Here is a 16144-nt window from a genome sequence, read left to right on the forward strand (position 1 = left end):
GATTCAACTTATTTATACACAATAAAAAGGATTACCAATCAACTTTAAAGTTGTTTGGTAATCCCTAAACCTAGCCTATCTAAGCTCTTTCCACTTAATTTACCGGAATTGTCAAAGTTCCTTTCTCGCTCAGGTCGCTAAGGCTGTTCGCCTTATACATACCCTTTGATAGGGTATAGAGGGTATCGTTTATATAAAGTATCCTCTCAACCAGCTTGTTGGAGTCGTAATAATAACTTCCAGCCTTTAAGTATTCCTCTTTGGATATATGTGAAATTCTGCCCTTTAGTGTAAACCCTTTTTCCAAATCAAGATTGTAAACGTATGCACCCTGGAATGTAAATTCTCCATATTGCGGTACTCCCCATTCGTTTACAGCCGACTGATCTTTATTCTTAATTTCAGCTACCGATACTGGAAACGCCAACAGGTTTTTCTCCTTTGAGAATAACAGTGCCTTGTGGTTTCTCAGCAGTTCCGAGTCAGTACCCCTGTCTCCTATCACTTCTGAGAACTTCTGTATAGGCTTGCTTACATCAGAAACATCGAACAGTGCAATCTTCATGCCCATGTAAAAACCACCGCTGGATGTCTCTATTGTATCTTTTCCAAAACCTATGATGTGATTTTCATCATATGGATGCAAATAATCACTGTAACCTGGAATTTTCAATGCCCCCAATATTTCAGGCTTGTTTGGATTCTTTAGATCTATCACAAACAGAGGATCAACAGTCTTGAAAGTAACTATATACCCACGGTTTCCCATAAACCTTACAGAGTATATTTTTTCACCGGGTGCTATGCCTTCAAGCTTTCCGCAAACATTCATTGTATCATCAAGCACATATAGGTTGTTACTTGACGCATTTGCTCCAGTGCTCCATGCTTCACCGGTTGTTGTAGCTATACGGAAATACCCGTTGTTTTCATCCATAGAAAACTGGTTCAGAATCAAACCCGGTACTTCTCCCTTGCTCAGATAAGTCACTTTACTTCCGTCCAGAGAAAACTTGTATACTTTTGTTTCTCTTCTATCTACATAAACAGGAGCAATATCAGCTTTATATACATCAGAGCTTACAGTATCATCGTATGCAATTACACCATTGTTGTAATTTGTTACAGCTACATAAAGGTTTTCATTTGAAACATATATGTTTTCTCCTGCACCAAGATAAGTCTGAATATTTGCCTTTTCATCCTCTTTTGTATCAAATGCGGAAACAATCATGTAGTTTGACTCAGCTGAACCAGGGAAATATCTTATCTGAGGGCACTCGATTTTTACGTAATCTTCACTAACTATACTATCTCTATAACACGGAGTCTGAATCTCCATATCAGAATCAGAAGTGTAATAGATATTTTGGTACTTGTTAGATACCATATAAAGCACTGAACCTATCATTCTCGAAGAAACATAATTCCCGTCAATCTCAACTTCTCTTATTTTCTTGATGTTTGCTTTATCGCTGATGTCACATACAATAGCCTTTACACTATTCTTTTGATAATAGGGAGGCATTATGTACATCTTGTCAGCTGCTACTTTTGCATTTGGTTCCGCTGTGTTGTTTTCATAATAACTTCCTATAGCAACAAGTAAATTCCCTGTTAAATATATCTCCTGAGGTGTAAAATTATCATCTGTAAAATCAAGTACGCTTATTATATTCATCTGGTCGGCAGGGTAAGCTTTTGCCACAACAATACGGTCATTGTTCACCTGATATATATATTGACCATCCGTTTTTACAACATCAGCTTCATCAACTCCCTGCACTTGAACATTTGTGGTAGAATAGTCGGATTGTCCGGCACCAGCACTATTACTAACACTTTCTTTAGCAGCCGATGGAGCCTGAATGGAATTATCGGCTTTTGTATCTTGTGTTTGCGTAGCAGCTTTAACCATGAGACCTTCATCACGGTACAAGCCATAATTATTTGAGTTTGAGTTTTTTACAAGGTTTTTCAAGACTTCTGCAGAACCTACAACCGGCAGATTATTGACCTTTGATATAACCTCATCTATCATTGATTTTTCACTTGCTGTGTCAAATATGAGCTCATTATCGCTTATTACAATAAGTCCTCTATCGTAAAATACCTTTTTCCCCACAGCTTCAGCAATACTCCTCAATGGTAGAAAAGTTCTGCCCTCCTTAATTTCAGGAGCAACATCCAGTAAAATCTTCTCCTTACCTACCTGCATAGTTTTATTTCCAATAACCAATTTTAGTACTTTGCTGCCCAAAGTTATTGTCACGGTAGATGTCTTGGCATCCCAGCCCACTTTAGCCCCCATACTCTCTGTTATAAATCTGACAGGAACAAGAGTCCTCGATTCCTTTACAAATGGTTTTACATCTGCATTTGAGGAATCAACCTGAGTTTCTTTATTATTTACCATTGCCTGAGAACTGCCTATGTACAAAACAACCGCATTATTAAGCCGTTCTTCCATACTTTTTGGACTGGTTGAATTATTAGCTTCTACGGCTATAAACGTCTTCACAGGCATAATAGCTATTGCCAAAAGGGCCAAAATGCTTAGCATTTTCATGAATCTAGTCATATCTTCAACTCTCCTTTCTTGTGATTATTATTTATTTTATATTATTTGACGTTTAAAAAGAAAAAAAGTTTCAATAAAATTATGTAAAAATAGAGTATACACCTCATCATGGCATATACTCTATATTTTCACATTTTAACTATTGCTTGTTTTTCTCATAAATTATTCTTAGTCCGTCAAGCGCAAGGAAGCCATTAATTTCATCTATTGTTTCAGACTCGCTGGCAATCAGTCTTGCAAGTCCACCTGTTGCAATTACCTTTATATTGTCTTCCTTCATTTCCTTTTTCATTCTTTTTACAATGTAATCCACCTTGCCAACATAACCATACACTATACCGGACTGCATGCTCGAAACCGTATTTCGTCCAATTACAGTATCCGGCTTGGAAAGTTCAATACGAGGAAGCTTCGCAGCTTTTTGAAACAAAGCCTCTGCCGAAATTTTTATACCCGGACATATTACTCCGCCAAGATATTCGGCATTTGATGTCACTGCGCAGAAGGTAGTTGCTGTTCCAAAGTCTACAATTATAAATGGACCACCGTATATTTCAAGAGCAGCAACAGCATTCACAATACGGTCCGCTCCTACTTCTCTTGGATTTTCATACTTGATATTAATACCGGTTTTTATGCCCGGGCCTACTACAATAGGATCCAGCTTAAAATACTTCTTTATGGCATGCTCCAGAGAATACATAATAGGAGGAACTACAGATGCAATCAATACAGCCTCAACTTTACCGACATCAATTTTTTCATGGCTAAAAATATTCATGAAGAACATTCCGAACTCATCCGATGTCTTGTCTCTGTCTGTTGCCATCCTCCAATGATTCAAAAGCTTATTGCCTTCATATACTCCAAATACTATATTTGTATTCCCAACATCGATAACAACAATCATTTTTTAGTTTTTCCTCCACATGTCTATACTCCCAGTCTCAAACTCCTGATCTCCTTGAGCTCAAGCTCTATTTCCTTTTCAATTCTGGTAATGTCTGTTTTTATATCATCAATAGTCTCTTCGGCTTTTATTCTGCCCATACTTCTTGAAGCATAGTTGTTATTGTAATTATGTTTTGTCGGTCCATTATCTCTGTTAGGATAAGAACCTCTTTGGTGATTGTTCTCTTTTTGATAATTATTGTCCCTGGACGAATTATTAGAACTGCCTATATTGTTGGCATTATTCGCATTATTGGTGTTATTTGCATTACTGCTTACATTATTGGAATTATTAGCTCCATTGGGCCTGTTTGGATATTTGCCACGATTATTATCCCTGTTGCCGGATTGCTCTTGTTCACGTGGCTTGCTTTTTTGATAATCTCTCCTTCTGTTATTGTTGTATGTGTTATTGTTGCCAGCGTTATTGCCGTTATTGTTGCTATTGCTGCTGTTAGCGTTATTATTTATGTTGTTACTGCTGCTGTTGTTACTAGTGTTAACATTACTGTTGTTAACCACTGCGATACCCCCTCCTGGAATGTTTTCTTAAAAAGAATAATTTATGTTAAATTCATTTACGAACTTATATTTTATAATACAAATTCAATTACTACTTCATATTTCCAACAGCTCTTTGGCATTCAAACCCAAAATGGCTTTCTCAACATCCGGGTCAAAAGAAAACTCCCTGATTTTTTCTACTTCTTCACTTTGATCTCCCCAAGGTGAATCAGTGGCAAAAAGAATCTTCCTGTAACCATGGTTATTTATAATTCTCCTAACCTGCTCCTCACCCATAACGCGCACGCTATATGATGTATCTAAATAAATCCCGGTACCTACCAAATATTCCTCCACGCCATCCCAATACGAAAAACCGCCCATATGCGCCGCTACAAACTTTCCTTCCGGAAAAGCATCTATAACACTTCGCAATCTTTCGGGTGTCGCATGGTAAGGATAAGGAAGCCCTATATCCATCCCGGCGTGAAATAATATTACAAGCCCGAGATCAACAGCCAATTCATATATCGGATACATTTTTATATCATCAACAAAAAATTTCTGGTAATCAGGGTGTAGTTTAATACCTTTAATACCCATTTCCTTCAACCTTAAAAGTTCATCCCTCCAATTCTCATTTTCAGGGTGAACACTTCCAAAAGCCACAATGCTATCATCCTGTATGGAAGATGACCATGTATTTATTTTTTCTGTTTGTGAAGGTTTTGTTGCTATGGAAAGGACAACGGATTTATCAATACCAGCCTTTTTCATAGACTCCTTTATGCTATTAACAGTTCCATCAAGCCTTGCCTCAATCTTCGCACGTTTTGCCAACTGGGGTACAGCTTTAGGAGCAAGCTCATCCGTAAAACAATGCACGTGAAAATCTATAATCATTCTTACCATTCTCTCTTTCATTCAACCAAATATTATAACCAAATTACCCCTATACATATCCTAAAAGGCCTCTTACCCACACTTCACCCGACAAGACCTCTTTTACAGTACCATCTTCGCATTTTACTATGAGTTTTCCATCTCTGGTAATGCCCTCTGCAATGCCAATGCACTGCTTATCCTTGTAGGTCATACTCACTTCTTTACCTAAAGTAACCGAATACTTCTTCCATTCTGAAATAATTTCTTCAAAAGCTCCGCTATTAACTTTATCATATATTTCTTCAAACTTTAATAGGATTGCTCTAATTAATTCACTTCTTTTTAAGAGTTTTTGGTTATCTAAAGTCTCTTCCATACATATCCTCAAAGAAGTAGCCTTATCTTTAAGCTCATCAGGAAAATCATTTACTTTTTGGTTTACATTTAATCCTATGCCCAAAACCAGAAAATTGATCCTGTCTATCTCCATATTCATTTCTACCAAAATACCGCAAACCTTTTTGCCATTTATTATTATATCATTTGGCCATTTTATTCCTGCCTCTATTTGAGCAACCTCTTTGAGAGCTCTTACAACTGCAATTGAAGCAGCAAGCGTAATTATCTGCACCTCTTCAAATGGGATATCAGGACGCAATACAAGAGACATCCAAACGCCCTTTTTATCAGAAGAATTCCACTCTCTTCCCAGCCTTCCGCGACCGGATGTCTGAAAATCAGCTACAACCAGGGTTCCTTCTTCGCACCCTTCCAGTGCAATTTTCTTTGCATAATTATTGGTTGAATCAATCTTACCAAAATGTGCAATATTTCTTCCAAGCACCTTTGTCTTAAGGTCTTCGCTTATCTCAAAGGCATTAACGACATCAGAATTCTGATTCAGCCTATACCCCTTCTTAGGTGAGGACTCAATAATATAGCCTTCCTCTTTCAATTCATTGATGTTCTTCCATATGGCAGTTCTTGACACCCCTAAAACAGTACTTAAGCTTTCACCTGAAATATAGTCTGAAGGGTTTTCTTTAAGCTTTGTCAAAATTTCTTTTTTCACAATAATTCCTTCCATGGTTGCATATGATTTAGATACTACTTAAGGGGTTTTTTTATGGTAAAAGCCCTTCCTGTCTTTTTATCAATAAAAGCAACCAGACTGTTTCCCTCTTCCTCAACAACATCAAGTTCACCGTCCGTAACGCGACCCTTTAAAAAGCAATACAGAAGTCTGTCGTTTAAATCATCATATTCCTGCTTAAATTCTTCAATCACGTTATTTATGTATAGTTCCTCAGAACTATTAAACAAAATTGGAGAATCCAACCTTCTGTCAAGCAAACTAATCTGCTCTGGAATGACTGTACTTGTCACAAGGCATTCAGGAAGTCTGTACAGCCCAAAGGTGTAATTTTCTATAGGCATAACAGACTCGACGTATAACTTCATAACTTCAGGATGGTTCAAGCCTATCTCATACAAATACTTATCAGCTACAAAGCAGTATCTTGGATACAACTCAAGCTTGATACACCTGTAAGCACTGGATTTATACTTATCCATATCATCTTTAGGGTTTAAAAGCGCTGAAAAACATTTTCTATTTTCCAACCCCATATGGACTTCCTTTTCATACCACTCCGAAAGCTTCAGCCCACACTCAATGGCATTTTCCACCTTGTCCTGGGGTACATAATAGTAAACTTCAACCATATATACACCTCCACAATAGTACAATTAAATCATTTAATGCTTTAACTGACAATAGAATTTATTGTAAAGTGTTCACAATCTTAATAAAAATTTCAAGAGAATTTTACCTGGCAAAAAAGTGCAAGTAATATTTCATTAATTCCCCAACTCGAATTTCTTATACATTACAACCCCATTCTTATCAGTGCACTTATCAATATAATCACGTAATTTCTCTGTAGGCAAGTCCTCATCCCTGCATAAATCCATTAATGGTATTAAGACAAACGCCCTTTCAAACATTCTTGGATGCGGTATTACCAGTTGTGCAAGGCTAATCTCCAAATCATCAAAAATAAGTATGTCAATATCAATCGTTCTAGGGCCCCAATGAATTTCCCTTGTTCTTTTAAGCAGTTTTTCTACTCTCTGCAGTTCTTCCAGCAGCTTTAACGGCGACAATGAAGTCTCCACTGCTACAGCCATATTGAGAAATCTGTCCTGATCTATGTATCCTACAGGATCTGTCTCATATATGCAGGAAGCACAAGTAATTTTTATATCGGCATTTTTTTCAATTTCTTCAACTGCCTGAATCAAATTATTCTCCCGGTCCCCTAAGTTGGAGCCCAAGGATAAAAATGCTTTATGCATTGTCTCTGGACCTCTTTATCTCAACACCAACCCATCCAAAATCTCCATCAATGGGTGCATCCGGCTTTCTTATCTGCACAGTAATATCTTTTATTTCTTCATAAGTCGACAACATTTCCTGGGAAATGTTATGAGCAAAGCTCTCAATAAGTCGAAATTTATTATTTTCATTTATACGTTTAATAATATCATAAATTTTGGAATAGTCTACAGTATTTATAATATCATCTGTTATACCAGCCTGTTTCAAGTCAACCGAAATGTCAACATCTATATGAAAATATTGACCTGTTTGCCTCTCCTCTTGGTATACACCATGATACCCATACAGTTTTATATCTTTTAATAATATTCTATCCACAAGTTTTATCTCCTCATAGTGTTAAAAAGCGCTATACCCGAACCATTGCATCAGTCATTCTTGCGACACGGGCCATTTCCTTAACATCATGCACCCTTACAAAATCAGCGCCATTAGCTATTCCAAGCGTAACAGTTGCTGATGTTCCCTCAAGTCTTTCATCAACGGGAAGATCTAGAATATTTCCAATCAGCGACTTTCTGGAAGTACCTATAAGTACAGGAAGGTTCAAAGTCGAAAGCTCCTTTAGCCTTCTCATAACTTCAAGGTTGTGATCTAAGTTTTTTCCAAATCCAATGCCAGGGTCAACTACCATATTTTCTCTTCTTACACCGGTTTTTTCAGCAATATCAATGCTGTTTCTGAGGAATTTAACAATGTCCCCCATAAGTTCATGGTATTCCCTGCCTTCCTGATTGTGCATCATCACAACGCCTGCACCATACTTCGCAACTACTTCAGCCAGCTCAGCATCTTTTTGTAATCCCCACACATCGTTTATAATATGTGCTCCTGCTTTAAGTGCCTTGTCTGCAACAATTGCCTTTGAAGTGTCCACAGATATTGGCACGTTTAATTCCTTTGATAGTATATCTACTACAGGAACCACACGGTTTATCTCTTCAATGGCATCAACGGGTTGATATCCGGGTCTTGTAGATTCTCCACCAATATCTATAATGTCCGCACCGTTTTCAATCATGTGTTTTGCCCTTTTAACAGCACTTTCGGTGTTGCTGTATTTCCCGCCATCAGAAAATGAATCGGGAGTTATATTAAGTATTCCCATTATATAGGTCTTCTCACCTATTGGAAGTTTGTGCTTGCCACATTCAAAATATTCAGGCTTGCCAATTTCCAACCCTGTAAGTACTCTTTTTATTTCTTCCCCGATTTCCTTAAGACTGCCTGACTGCATCTCAAGCTTGTAAACTAGCCTGTTATATTGGGAGTATGTTCCCATAAGCAATATATCAGAAGACTTCGTGCTAAAATTGGCTACGCCCCTGTTAACGGCTGCGTCACCACCCTTGCCCAGCATTTCCTGTTTAATAATATTGGCTGCAAAAGTACTGACATTTTCAATCTTCATTGTTATGAATAAAGCCTTAGGCGAAAGCCACGGAATAGATGCTGCGTCAACCCCGATTTTTCGGATCTCTTCTTTTGCTGTACTCATATTTTCTATAAATAATAGTCTGGCGTTTATCATTGGCTCATCTCCGTTTGATTTAGTAATTCTGAAAACATAACCTCTAATATCTTTTAACTTCCAGCCTGTTTGTTCCTCGAAAATCCCGGAGGCATTTAGCCCCAATCGATTTTAGATCCTTATCTTTCAAAATATTTTATTTGTGCCGACACTTTCTTGTTCTGTATTTTAATTATGCCATATGAATAATATTCCTGCCATCTTTTGTCTGTCGGAGAGCCAGGGTTAAAGAATAATACCCCGTCAATTTCTTCATTATATGGTGTATGGCTGTGTCCAAAAACCACACAGTTCACATCATCATCCTTAAACGTATTGATCGCATTTTTTAGTGCATTGCCACCGTGCCCAATATGACCATGTGTTATTCCAATTTTCACACCGCCGGCATCCAATATTCTTTTCTTCCCAAGTTTATCCTGCATAAAAAAATCATCATTATTACCCGCAACAGCATGTACAGGCGCTATCTCCTCAAGCTCATAAATGACATAATCTTTTAGAAGGTCACCTGCATGAATTATCATGTCAACACCTTTAAAACCTTTTAAAACAATGTCGGGTATAACCTTTCCCCTGCTGGGTATATGAGTATCAGAAACTACTCCAATGGTGATTATATCCACTGAAAATCCTCCTGCTAAAAACCTGTTGAATATTTAATGCTCACTTGTGCCAAACACCTATACAGTATAGTTCCAAGTCAAATCTATTATAATACATTTGATTACATTTTAGAAGACTGACATTAGAATTAATTTTAAACTCTATAAGCAATTAGGTTATAAAAATAAAGTGACTCCAATAAAAATAGAAAAGAAATAAAATATGCAATCTGAGCTATGTTGAAAAAAGTCAAAATATTGTGTTAGTATGCTTGTTTAATTAAAAGTTTTATAATAAAATTAATTTGTTATACGACACTACATAGTAATCTTTGTAAAGCCATATATTAAACATGGGAGGTTTTTATGCAAAAAACAAAACTCGGTATTAGTGTAGGACTTTTGGGTGCAGCACTCTATTTTATTGGTCTTATGAATTTCTTAGGTCTAATTCTTTTAGCAGGCTACGTTCTACTTTTTGAAACCAACGAGTGGCTTAAAAGAAGTGCTGTAAAAGCAGTTGCAATAGTTATAGGCTTCACCTTGGTTACTGTTATTATCGGCATCGGCAGTGATGTTATAGCTGTACTAAACAACCTGCTTTCATGGGTTAGAATTCCATTCGCACTTTCATGGCCGCTTCAAATAGATTCAATAGTTTTGAATGCAGTTGACGCTCTTGAAAAACTTGTTTTACTGGTACTTGGATTTAAAGCTTTCACTCAGGGTTCAATAACCATAGGTCCTATTGATAAAGTAGTTGATAAAAATATTTAATATATTATTTTAGAGGTGATAATTATGGCTTTTTTTGAAGAATTCGGTAAAAAATTGACAAACGCAGGTAAGGATGTCGCAAAAAAGACAAAGGACCTGGCAGATGTCACAAAACTAAACATGCAGATAAACAGTGAAGAAGACAACATTAGAAATAAATACAATGAGATTGGCAAATTATATTATGGACTGTTTTCCTCCTCTGAGGATGAAAGATTTGCGCCATTATGCAGTTCAATAACTGAATCACTAAACAAAATCAATTCTTTTAATGAGCAGATTCAAGCAATTAAAGGTATAAAAAAATGCTCACAGTGTGGCACCGAGTTATCCGATTCCGCGCAATTCTGTAGTGTCTGCGGCAATAAAATTGTTCATGAGGAAGATACTAAAACTGCAGAGGATACTGAAACTGAAGGATACACCAAAACCGAAGGAGATAGCAAAACTGAGGAAGTTGCACAAAACAGTGAAGACGTAGCAGCGGAGGAGACTTCTGCTCCGGTATGTCCCGGATGCAATGAAACTGTTGACAGCAATTCAGCTTTTTGCTCCAAATGCGGGGAAGAACTAAAGAAGTAGAACATTCTACGAATGTTTAGCCTGCATCTATTTTAAGCTTCAAAATTTTATCAAATAATAAATGCCCATAGAATCAAGTCTGTGGGCATTTATATTTCTAAATTTTTTACTAATTCGGGCTTAAGAAAGTTTTTTCAAGAATATCTATCAAGTCACCCTCAGCAACCTCTCTGGCATTATATGATGTACTCCTTTGTTTCATAGTCAGAGACGCATACAGTTGAATCTCTTCGCTGCTTAAATTTATATCGTTTTTAAGCATTTTATCAATTATATCTCCGAATTCGTCTATAGTTGATACTTTAAACAGTTCCAACACTTTGTTTATTTTCTCATTTACTGCATTATAATTATATTTCAGATATTCCCTCATAAAAAGTCCATTAGCCTTGCCGTGGGGTATATCTTTAAAATAGGTCAAAGAGTATCCCAAACCGTGAATAATTGTGGTTCCTGTATGGGAAATTACCATTCCGCCAAGCATCGACACATAGAGAAGCTTCTCCCTTACACTAAAGTCAATATTGTTGTCAATTAAAGCCTCGGCACATTCACCGAATATTTTTATCGCTTCTATTGCCAGCGCATCGCTCACCGGCGTACTTCTTCTGCTTAAGAAACCCTCCATGGCATGAGAGAGAGCATCAACCGCCGTGTTAACTGTTGTTTCATAGGACATGCTCTCAGTATATGCTGCATCTATAAACGCAACCTTTGGAAAAGTATCTTCGTTTCCAAAGCTCATCTTTGTTTTCATATCATTTCTTGTAAGTATCGAATAGGGTGTCACTTCACTTCCTGTCCCCGCTGTTGTAGGGATTGCAATTATAGGAAGCGGCTTGTTATCGAATACATTTTTATATAGTTCTAAGGGCTCAATATCGTTTGCTGCCAATATTGCAACTGCCTTTGAAGCATCTAAAGGGGAACCGCCTCCAATACCGATAATAAAGTCAACGTTTAGCTCCCTGGCTATCTTCCCACCTTCTGCAACATTCTCCAAAGAAGGGTTGTTCTCAACTTTATCATATATTGAATACTCTATTTTGTACTCTTTTAGAATTTCTTCAACATCATCTAAAGCTCCGCTAGCCTTTGCAGATCCTTTGCCTGTAACAACAAGAGCTTTCTTACCGAATTTATTTAGTAATGCCTTATTTGTAATCAAACAGCCTTTGCCAAATAAAACCTTTGTACCGATTTGGAATCCAAACTGCATCTAAATCACCCTTCTCTTTCGTAAAGTTCTTAATCCATTTTATTATAATATAAATAATTCCATTTTAGAAGTTCTTCCAATAAAATCGCTGTTTCTCCGTGCAAAAAGTACATATAGGCGTTGTCACACCCATCTATTTATGGTATACTTTTAGCTTGTCGGAAAGATTGCTATTAAAAGATAAGAGGCGAAAAGATGGACAAATTAGTTTTAATCACAGGCCACAAGAATCCTGATACAGATTCCATTTGTTCTGTAATTGCATATTCGGAACTAAAAAAGAAACTGGGCGTCAATGCAAGTCCACGAAGATTGGGCGAAATCAATCGCGAAACGGAATTTGTTCTAAAGCATTTCGAAGTAGAGGTACCAGAATACCTTCCTACCGTTAAATCTCAAGTTTCAGATTTAAACATGGATGCCATAATACCCGTTTCTGCTGACATTTCTATCAAAACTGCCTGGAATCTAATGAAGAAAAACAATATAAAGACTATACCGGTAGTTGATGATTATGAAAGGCTTTTAGGAGTTGTAACCTTATCGGACATTACCAATAAATATATGGATGCACTGGATAACAACACTATTGCATCTACCAAGACCTCTTTGCGAAATATTGTAGAAACGCTTAACGCAAAGTTGATTTGCGGCTCTCAGGAAGCATTTAATACTTCAGGTAAAGTAATTGTTGCAGCTACGAATCCTGAAGATCTCAAGGGATTTATTGATCAAGGTGATATTGTTATCACCGCATGCCGGTTAGATAACCAGCTAAAAGCGATTGAACACGGTGCCAACTGCCTTATAATTACCTGTGGAGGCACTCCCTCACAAGAAGTAATTGAGGAAGCATGCAGCAAAAATATGGTTCTGATGACTACTCCAATTGATACATTTACTACTTCCCGTCTTATAAATCAGAGCATTCCGGTTGGAGCTATCATGTCCGATAAGAATCTGATAAAGTTTAACATTGATGACTTTATTGATGATATTAAGGATACAATGCTCAAGACCAGATATAGAAGCTACCCGGTTATAGACGACAGTAACCGTATCAAAGGATTTATTTCAAGATACCACCTGATTTCACAGAGAAAAAAGAAGGTTATTTTGCTTGATCACAACGAAAAGGCCCAGGCTGTAAACGGGCTCGAAGAAGCTGAAATTTTGGAAATTATTGACCACCACAGGCTTGGAGACATTCAAACGGCAAATCCGATTTACATAAAAAATGAACCAGTTGGCAGCACCTCAACTATCGTTGCAAATATGTACTTTGAAATGGGAATACGACCATCAAAAAGTATTGCCGGAATTCTTTGTTCTGCTATACTTTCGGATACAATAAAGTTCCAATCCCCAACCTGTACATATACAGACAAGATTGCTGTAGAAAAGCTGGCTGAAATTGCGGGAATTAATGATATTGATGAGTACGCCAATCTAATGTTCAAGGAAGGATCAACACTGCAGGGAAAAACCCCTAAAGACATCTTCTATCAGGATTTCAAGGATTATACATTTGGAAAGCATAAAATCGGCATAGGCCAGGTAAATACCATGGACCGTGAGAAGGTAACAGAGATGAAGGAAGAATTGATTGAATTGATGAAGCAGCTCAGCAAAAATAGTGGCTACAACCTTCTGATGCTATTGGTAACTGACATCCTGAATCAAGCTTCAGAAGTTCTGTTTGTAGGAGATGAAAAGGAGTTAATCTCAAAAGCGTTTAATGTAAGTGTTGCAGAAAACAGTGTTTACCTGCCCGGGGTAGTATCAAGAAAGAAGCAGGTAATCCCATTTATTTCTGCAGCAGTAGATAAACTATAAATATATATGCACTTCACATAAAAAGCCGGGAAATGTGGGATAAAATATGGCAAAGAAAATTGGAATAATAGACTTAGGATCAAACTCTGTTCGTCTGGTTATATTTGAAATCAAATCAAACGGGGCTTTTAAGCTTATCGATGATATAAACGATACCATAAGACTTAGCGAAAATATGATTGAAGGCAAATATATCAATGATATTGCTATGCACAAAGCCGTTAAGACGGTAAAACTATACAAGAAACTATGCAATGCCTATGGCATACCATCCACCGGTATTATTGCCGTTGCAACCGAGGCAGTAAGGAAAGCTGAGAATAAAGACCAGTTTCTTATGCTTTTGAGAACCGGCTGCAGTTTAAACTTCAGAATTCTGTCCGGTAAAGAAGAGAGTACATATGTATATAATGCAGTGATTAACTCAATAGACATAAACAATGGAATTATAGTTGATATTGGTGGAGGAAGTACTGAAATAATACAATTTAAGGACAGAGCAATCAAGAATTCCATAAGCATACCTATTGGTGCCGTCATTGCAACAGAGTCATTTCTGGATAAAAACTTAATAACTGAGCCCATGCTAAATAACCTTGAAAAGAGCATATCTGAAACGTTAAATAGTCTTGACTGGCTGATGGATGAAACCCACGAAGCTATTATAGGCGTAGGTGGGACTATCAGAAGCCTTGCCAAAATCCATAGAAAACAGATAAAATATCCGTTAAATCAGGCACATAATTATGTAATGAATACCGCTGATTTTTTATCTGTGTATGACAGGCTAAAAACTCTCGATCTGCAAAAGAGAAAGAAAGTCGAAGGAATAACTGCTGGAAGGGCAGATATTATAGTTGGAGGCCTCACAATCCTTAAGTCCATAATGTCTGCCGCAACTTCATCCAAATTGGTTATTAGCGGATACGGTCTTAGAGAAGGCATTCTGCTCGAATATATTTTTAAAAGCAAAAACACAAGAAGGTTTGAGGATGTTTTGAGCTTCAGCCTTGACAACTTTATGGTTCTCTATGGAGTAAGGCAGGAACATGCAAATCATGTATGTCACCTTGCCCTGTCCATGTATGATCAATTGAGCGAACTGCATGGATTTGGAGAAGAAGAAAGAAAGTTCCTTAAAATTGCATCTCTATTACATGATATCGGAATCTGCATAAACTACTATGAACACTACAAACATTCTTTTCATATAATCCTAAACTCCAGGATCAACGGACTTTCACACAGAGAACTGGTGTTAATATCCTCAATCGCTGCTTCACATTCGGGAAGCGACTTTAATGAGAACTGGAAAAAGTTCTACAAAATGTTGTTGCAGCCTGGAGATGAAGTCATACATCAAAAGCTCTCCATTTTATTAAAAATTTCGGAGTGTCTGGACAGAAGTGAAATGGGAATAATCAAATCACTTGACTGCCAGGTGCATGACAATTCTGTCAAAATACAGACCATCCGGGAAGGAGATGCTGAACTTGAGCTTAGTCTGGCAAATGAGTACAGCACCCTATTTAAAAAACTTTTTGGTAAATTTTTATCGATAACCTAATTTCTATTGATTAAAGACATAACTTCAGATCTTGTCCTAGCATCCGTCTTAATTATCCCCCTAAGTGCTGAGGTTACTGTCTTTGAACCAGGCTTCTTAATTCCACGCATAGTCATGCATAAGTGCTCCGCTTCAACTACTACCGCAACTCCTAATGGATCAATTGTATCCATTATTACATTTGCAACTTCACTGCTTAGACGCTCCTGCAGCTGAGGTTTTTTCGCCAGCAAATCAACAATCCTTGCAAGCTTGCTAAGCCCCATCACCTTACCTTTTTTTGGTATATATACTACATGCGCCACCCCTACAAATGGCAGCAGATGATGTTCGCAAACGGAATAAAGTGGTATATCCTTTACCAATACCATTTCCTCATGATTTTCTTCCTGAAATACCTTTACTAATTCCTTCGGGTCCTGATGAAGCCCTGCAAATATTTCCTCATACATACGGGCCACCCTGTCAGGTGTCTCCAAAAGCCCCTCACGGTCAGGATTTTCTCCAATCGCAATAAGTATTTCTCTTACCGCTGCTTTCACACGTTCCTTATCAACCATTTTACATAACCTCTTTTCGCTTAAATAACACAATATATTATACTTCATTGTAGGTAATTTTGCAAAATAAAATAGATACCAAATATTATAGAGCTTATTGCAATAAGTTATTGATCTTTATTACCTAAACACAAAGAAACACTCG

At 37.3% G+C, this 16144-nt stretch carries 16 protein-coding genes; 4 read left to right on the plus strand and 12 right to left on the minus strand.

Features of this window, described 5'->3' with window-relative positions; all coding sequences use genetic code 11:
- Window positions 1–94: 94 nt before the first annotated feature.
- The 10 genes from ACECE_RS0210265 to ACECE_RS0210310 all read right to left on the minus strand — a co-directional run bounded on the left by ACECE_RS0210265 (window position 95) and on the right by ACECE_RS0210310 (window position 9479).
- On the minus strand, window positions 95–2581 hold the full coding sequence (locus ACECE_RS0210265) for a beta-propeller domain-containing protein (RefSeq protein ID WP_010681122.1): 2487 nt from the start codon (window positions 2579–2581) through the stop codon (window positions 95–97).
- 139 nt (window positions 2582–2720) lie between these two features.
- Entirely contained in the window at window positions 2721–3491 is a 771-nt protein-coding gene (locus tag ACECE_RS0210270; RefSeq protein WP_010681123.1) for a type III pantothenate kinase, read from the minus strand.
- A 23-nt stretch (window positions 3492–3514) separates the two neighbouring features.
- Window positions 3515–4054 carry a hypothetical protein gene (locus tag ACECE_RS31065; RefSeq protein WP_010681124.1) on the minus strand — a complete coding sequence of 180 codons (540 nt, stop codon included), beginning with the start codon at window positions 4052–4054 and terminating at the stop codon, window positions 3515–3517.
- A gap of 96 nt (window positions 4055–4150) precedes the next feature.
- Window positions 4151–4960 carry an amidohydrolase family protein gene (locus ACECE_RS0210280; protein WP_456049000.1) on the minus strand — a complete coding sequence of 270 codons (810 nt, stop codon included), beginning with the start codon at window positions 4958–4960 and terminating at the stop codon, window positions 4151–4153.
- A gap of 28 nt (window positions 4961–4988) precedes the next feature.
- Window positions 4989–5993, minus strand: coding sequence for a biotin--[acetyl-CoA-carboxylase] ligase (locus ACECE_RS0210285; RefSeq protein WP_010681126.1), 1005 nt, complete (start codon window positions 5991–5993; stop codon window positions 4989–4991).
- A 35-nt stretch (window positions 5994–6028) separates the two neighbouring features.
- Window positions 6029–6646: a hypothetical protein gene (locus tag ACECE_RS0210290; protein WP_010681127.1), complete on the minus strand. Its 618-nt coding sequence runs from the start codon at window positions 6644–6646 to the stop codon at window positions 6029–6031.
- A 135-nt stretch (window positions 6647–6781) separates the two neighbouring features.
- Window positions 6782–7279 (minus strand): 2-amino-4-hydroxy-6-hydroxymethyldihydropteridine diphosphokinase, encoded by a 498-nt coding sequence (gene folK, locus ACECE_RS0210295; RefSeq protein ID WP_010681128.1) that lies wholly within the window; start codon window positions 7277–7279, stop codon window positions 6782–6784.
- Window positions 7272–7640, minus strand: a complete 369-nt coding sequence (gene folB / locus ACECE_RS0210300; protein WP_010681129.1) for a dihydroneopterin aldolase — start codon at window positions 7638–7640, stop codon at window positions 7272–7274. Before folB ends, folK begins: the two co-directional genes overlap by 8 nt.
- A 31-nt stretch (window positions 7641–7671) precedes the next feature.
- A complete protein-coding gene (gene folP, locus ACECE_RS0210305; RefSeq protein WP_026073785.1) occupies window positions 7672–8853 on the minus strand; it encodes a dihydropteroate synthase in 1182 nt (393 codons plus the stop codon).
- Between the two features lie 119 nt (window positions 8854–8972).
- On the minus strand, window positions 8973–9479 hold the full coding sequence (locus ACECE_RS0210310; protein ID WP_010681131.1) for a metallophosphoesterase family protein: 507 nt from the start codon (window positions 9477–9479) through the stop codon (window positions 8973–8975).
- A 345-nt stretch (window positions 9480–9824) separates the two neighbouring features.
- Between ACECE_RS0210310 and ACECE_RS0210315 the strand changes: the two genes are divergently transcribed.
- Both ACECE_RS0210315 and ACECE_RS0210320 read left to right on the plus strand, forming a co-directional pair.
- Window positions 9825–10235 carry a hypothetical protein gene (locus ACECE_RS0210315; RefSeq protein ID WP_010681132.1) on the plus strand — a complete coding sequence of 137 codons (411 nt, stop codon included), beginning with the start codon at window positions 9825–9827 and terminating at the stop codon, window positions 10233–10235.
- 24 nt (window positions 10236–10259) lie between these two features.
- A complete protein-coding gene (locus ACECE_RS0210320; RefSeq protein WP_010681133.1) occupies window positions 10260–10817 on the plus strand; it encodes a zinc ribbon domain-containing protein in 558 nt (185 codons plus the stop codon).
- Between the two features lie 109 nt (window positions 10818–10926).
- On the opposite strand, the gene ACECE_RS0210325 is transcribed toward ACECE_RS0210320, so the two are convergent.
- Window positions 10927–12036, minus strand: a complete 1110-nt coding sequence (locus ACECE_RS0210325; RefSeq protein WP_010681134.1) for an iron-containing alcohol dehydrogenase family protein — start codon at window positions 12034–12036, stop codon at window positions 10927–10929.
- A gap of 195 nt (window positions 12037–12231) precedes the next feature.
- On the opposite strand from ACECE_RS0210325, the gene ACECE_RS0210330 reads away from it, so the two are divergent.
- Both ACECE_RS0210330 and ACECE_RS0210335 read left to right on the plus strand, forming a co-directional pair.
- The gene (locus ACECE_RS0210330) at window positions 12232–13872 is read left to right on the plus strand and encodes a putative manganese-dependent inorganic diphosphatase (protein WP_010681135.1); all 1641 of its coding nucleotides are present in this window, start codon (window positions 12232–12234) and stop codon (window positions 13870–13872) included.
- A 46-nt stretch (window positions 13873–13918) separates the two neighbouring features.
- A complete protein-coding gene (locus ACECE_RS0210335; protein ID WP_010681136.1) occupies window positions 13919–15439 on the plus strand; it encodes a Ppx/GppA phosphatase family protein in 1521 nt (506 codons plus the stop codon).
- Here the strand turns inward: ACECE_RS0210335 and folE are convergent.
- Window positions 15436–15999, minus strand: a complete 564-nt coding sequence (folE, locus tag ACECE_RS0210340; protein WP_010681137.1) for a GTP cyclohydrolase I FolE — start codon at window positions 15997–15999, stop codon at window positions 15436–15438. The genes ACECE_RS0210335 and folE overlap by 4 nt on opposite strands.
- Window positions 16000–16144 lie beyond the last annotated feature (145 nt).

Origin of the sequence: Acetivibrio cellulolyticus CD2 (assembly GCF_000179595.2) — a bacterium.
Taxonomy (GTDB): Bacteria; Bacillota; Clostridia; order Acetivibrionales; family Acetivibrionaceae; genus Acetivibrio; species Acetivibrio cellulolyticus.

Excerpts from the sequence above, each read along its gene's own strand:
- ACECE_RS0210265 (WP_010681122.1), bottom strand. The coding sequence starts at position 2,581 with ATGACTAGATTCATGAAAATGCTAAGCATTTTGGCCCTTTTGGCAATA.
- ACECE_RS0210270 (WP_010681123.1), bottom strand. The coding sequence starts at position 3,491 with ATGATTGTTGTTATCGATGTTGGGAATACAAATATAGTATTTGGAGTA.
- ACECE_RS0210280 (WP_456049000.1), bottom strand. The coding sequence starts at position 4,960 with ATGAAAGAGAGAATGGTAAGAATGATTATAGATTTTCACGTGCATTGT.
- ACECE_RS0210290 (WP_010681127.1), bottom strand. The coding sequence starts at position 6,646 with ATGGTTGAAGTTTACTATTATGTACCCCAGGACAAGGTGGAAAATGCC.
- folK (WP_010681128.1), bottom strand. The coding sequence starts at position 7,279 with ATGCATAAAGCATTTTTATCCTTGGGCTCCAACTTAGGGGACCGGGAG.
- folP (WP_026073785.1), bottom strand. The coding sequence starts at position 8,853 with ATGATAAACGCCAGACTATTATTTATAGAAAATATGAGTACAGCAAAA.
- ACECE_RS0210315 (WP_010681132.1), top strand. The coding sequence starts at position 9,825 with ATGCAAAAAACAAAACTCGGTATTAGTGTAGGACTTTTGGGTGCAGCA.
- ACECE_RS0210320 (WP_010681133.1), top strand. The coding sequence starts at position 10,260 with ATGGCTTTTTTTGAAGAATTCGGTAAAAAATTGACAAACGCAGGTAAG.
- ACECE_RS0210325 (WP_010681134.1), bottom strand. The coding sequence starts at position 12,036 with ATGCAGTTTGGATTCCAAATCGGTACAAAGGTTTTATTTGGCAAAGGC.
- ACECE_RS0210330 (WP_010681135.1), top strand. The coding sequence starts at position 12,232 with ATGGACAAATTAGTTTTAATCACAGGCCACAAGAATCCTGATACAGAT.
- ACECE_RS0210335 (WP_010681136.1), top strand. The coding sequence starts at position 13,919 with ATGGCAAAGAAAATTGGAATAATAGACTTAGGATCAAACTCTGTTCGT.
- folE (WP_010681137.1), bottom strand. The coding sequence starts at position 15,999 with ATGGTTGATAAGGAACGTGTGAAAGCAGCGGTAAGAGAAATACTTATT.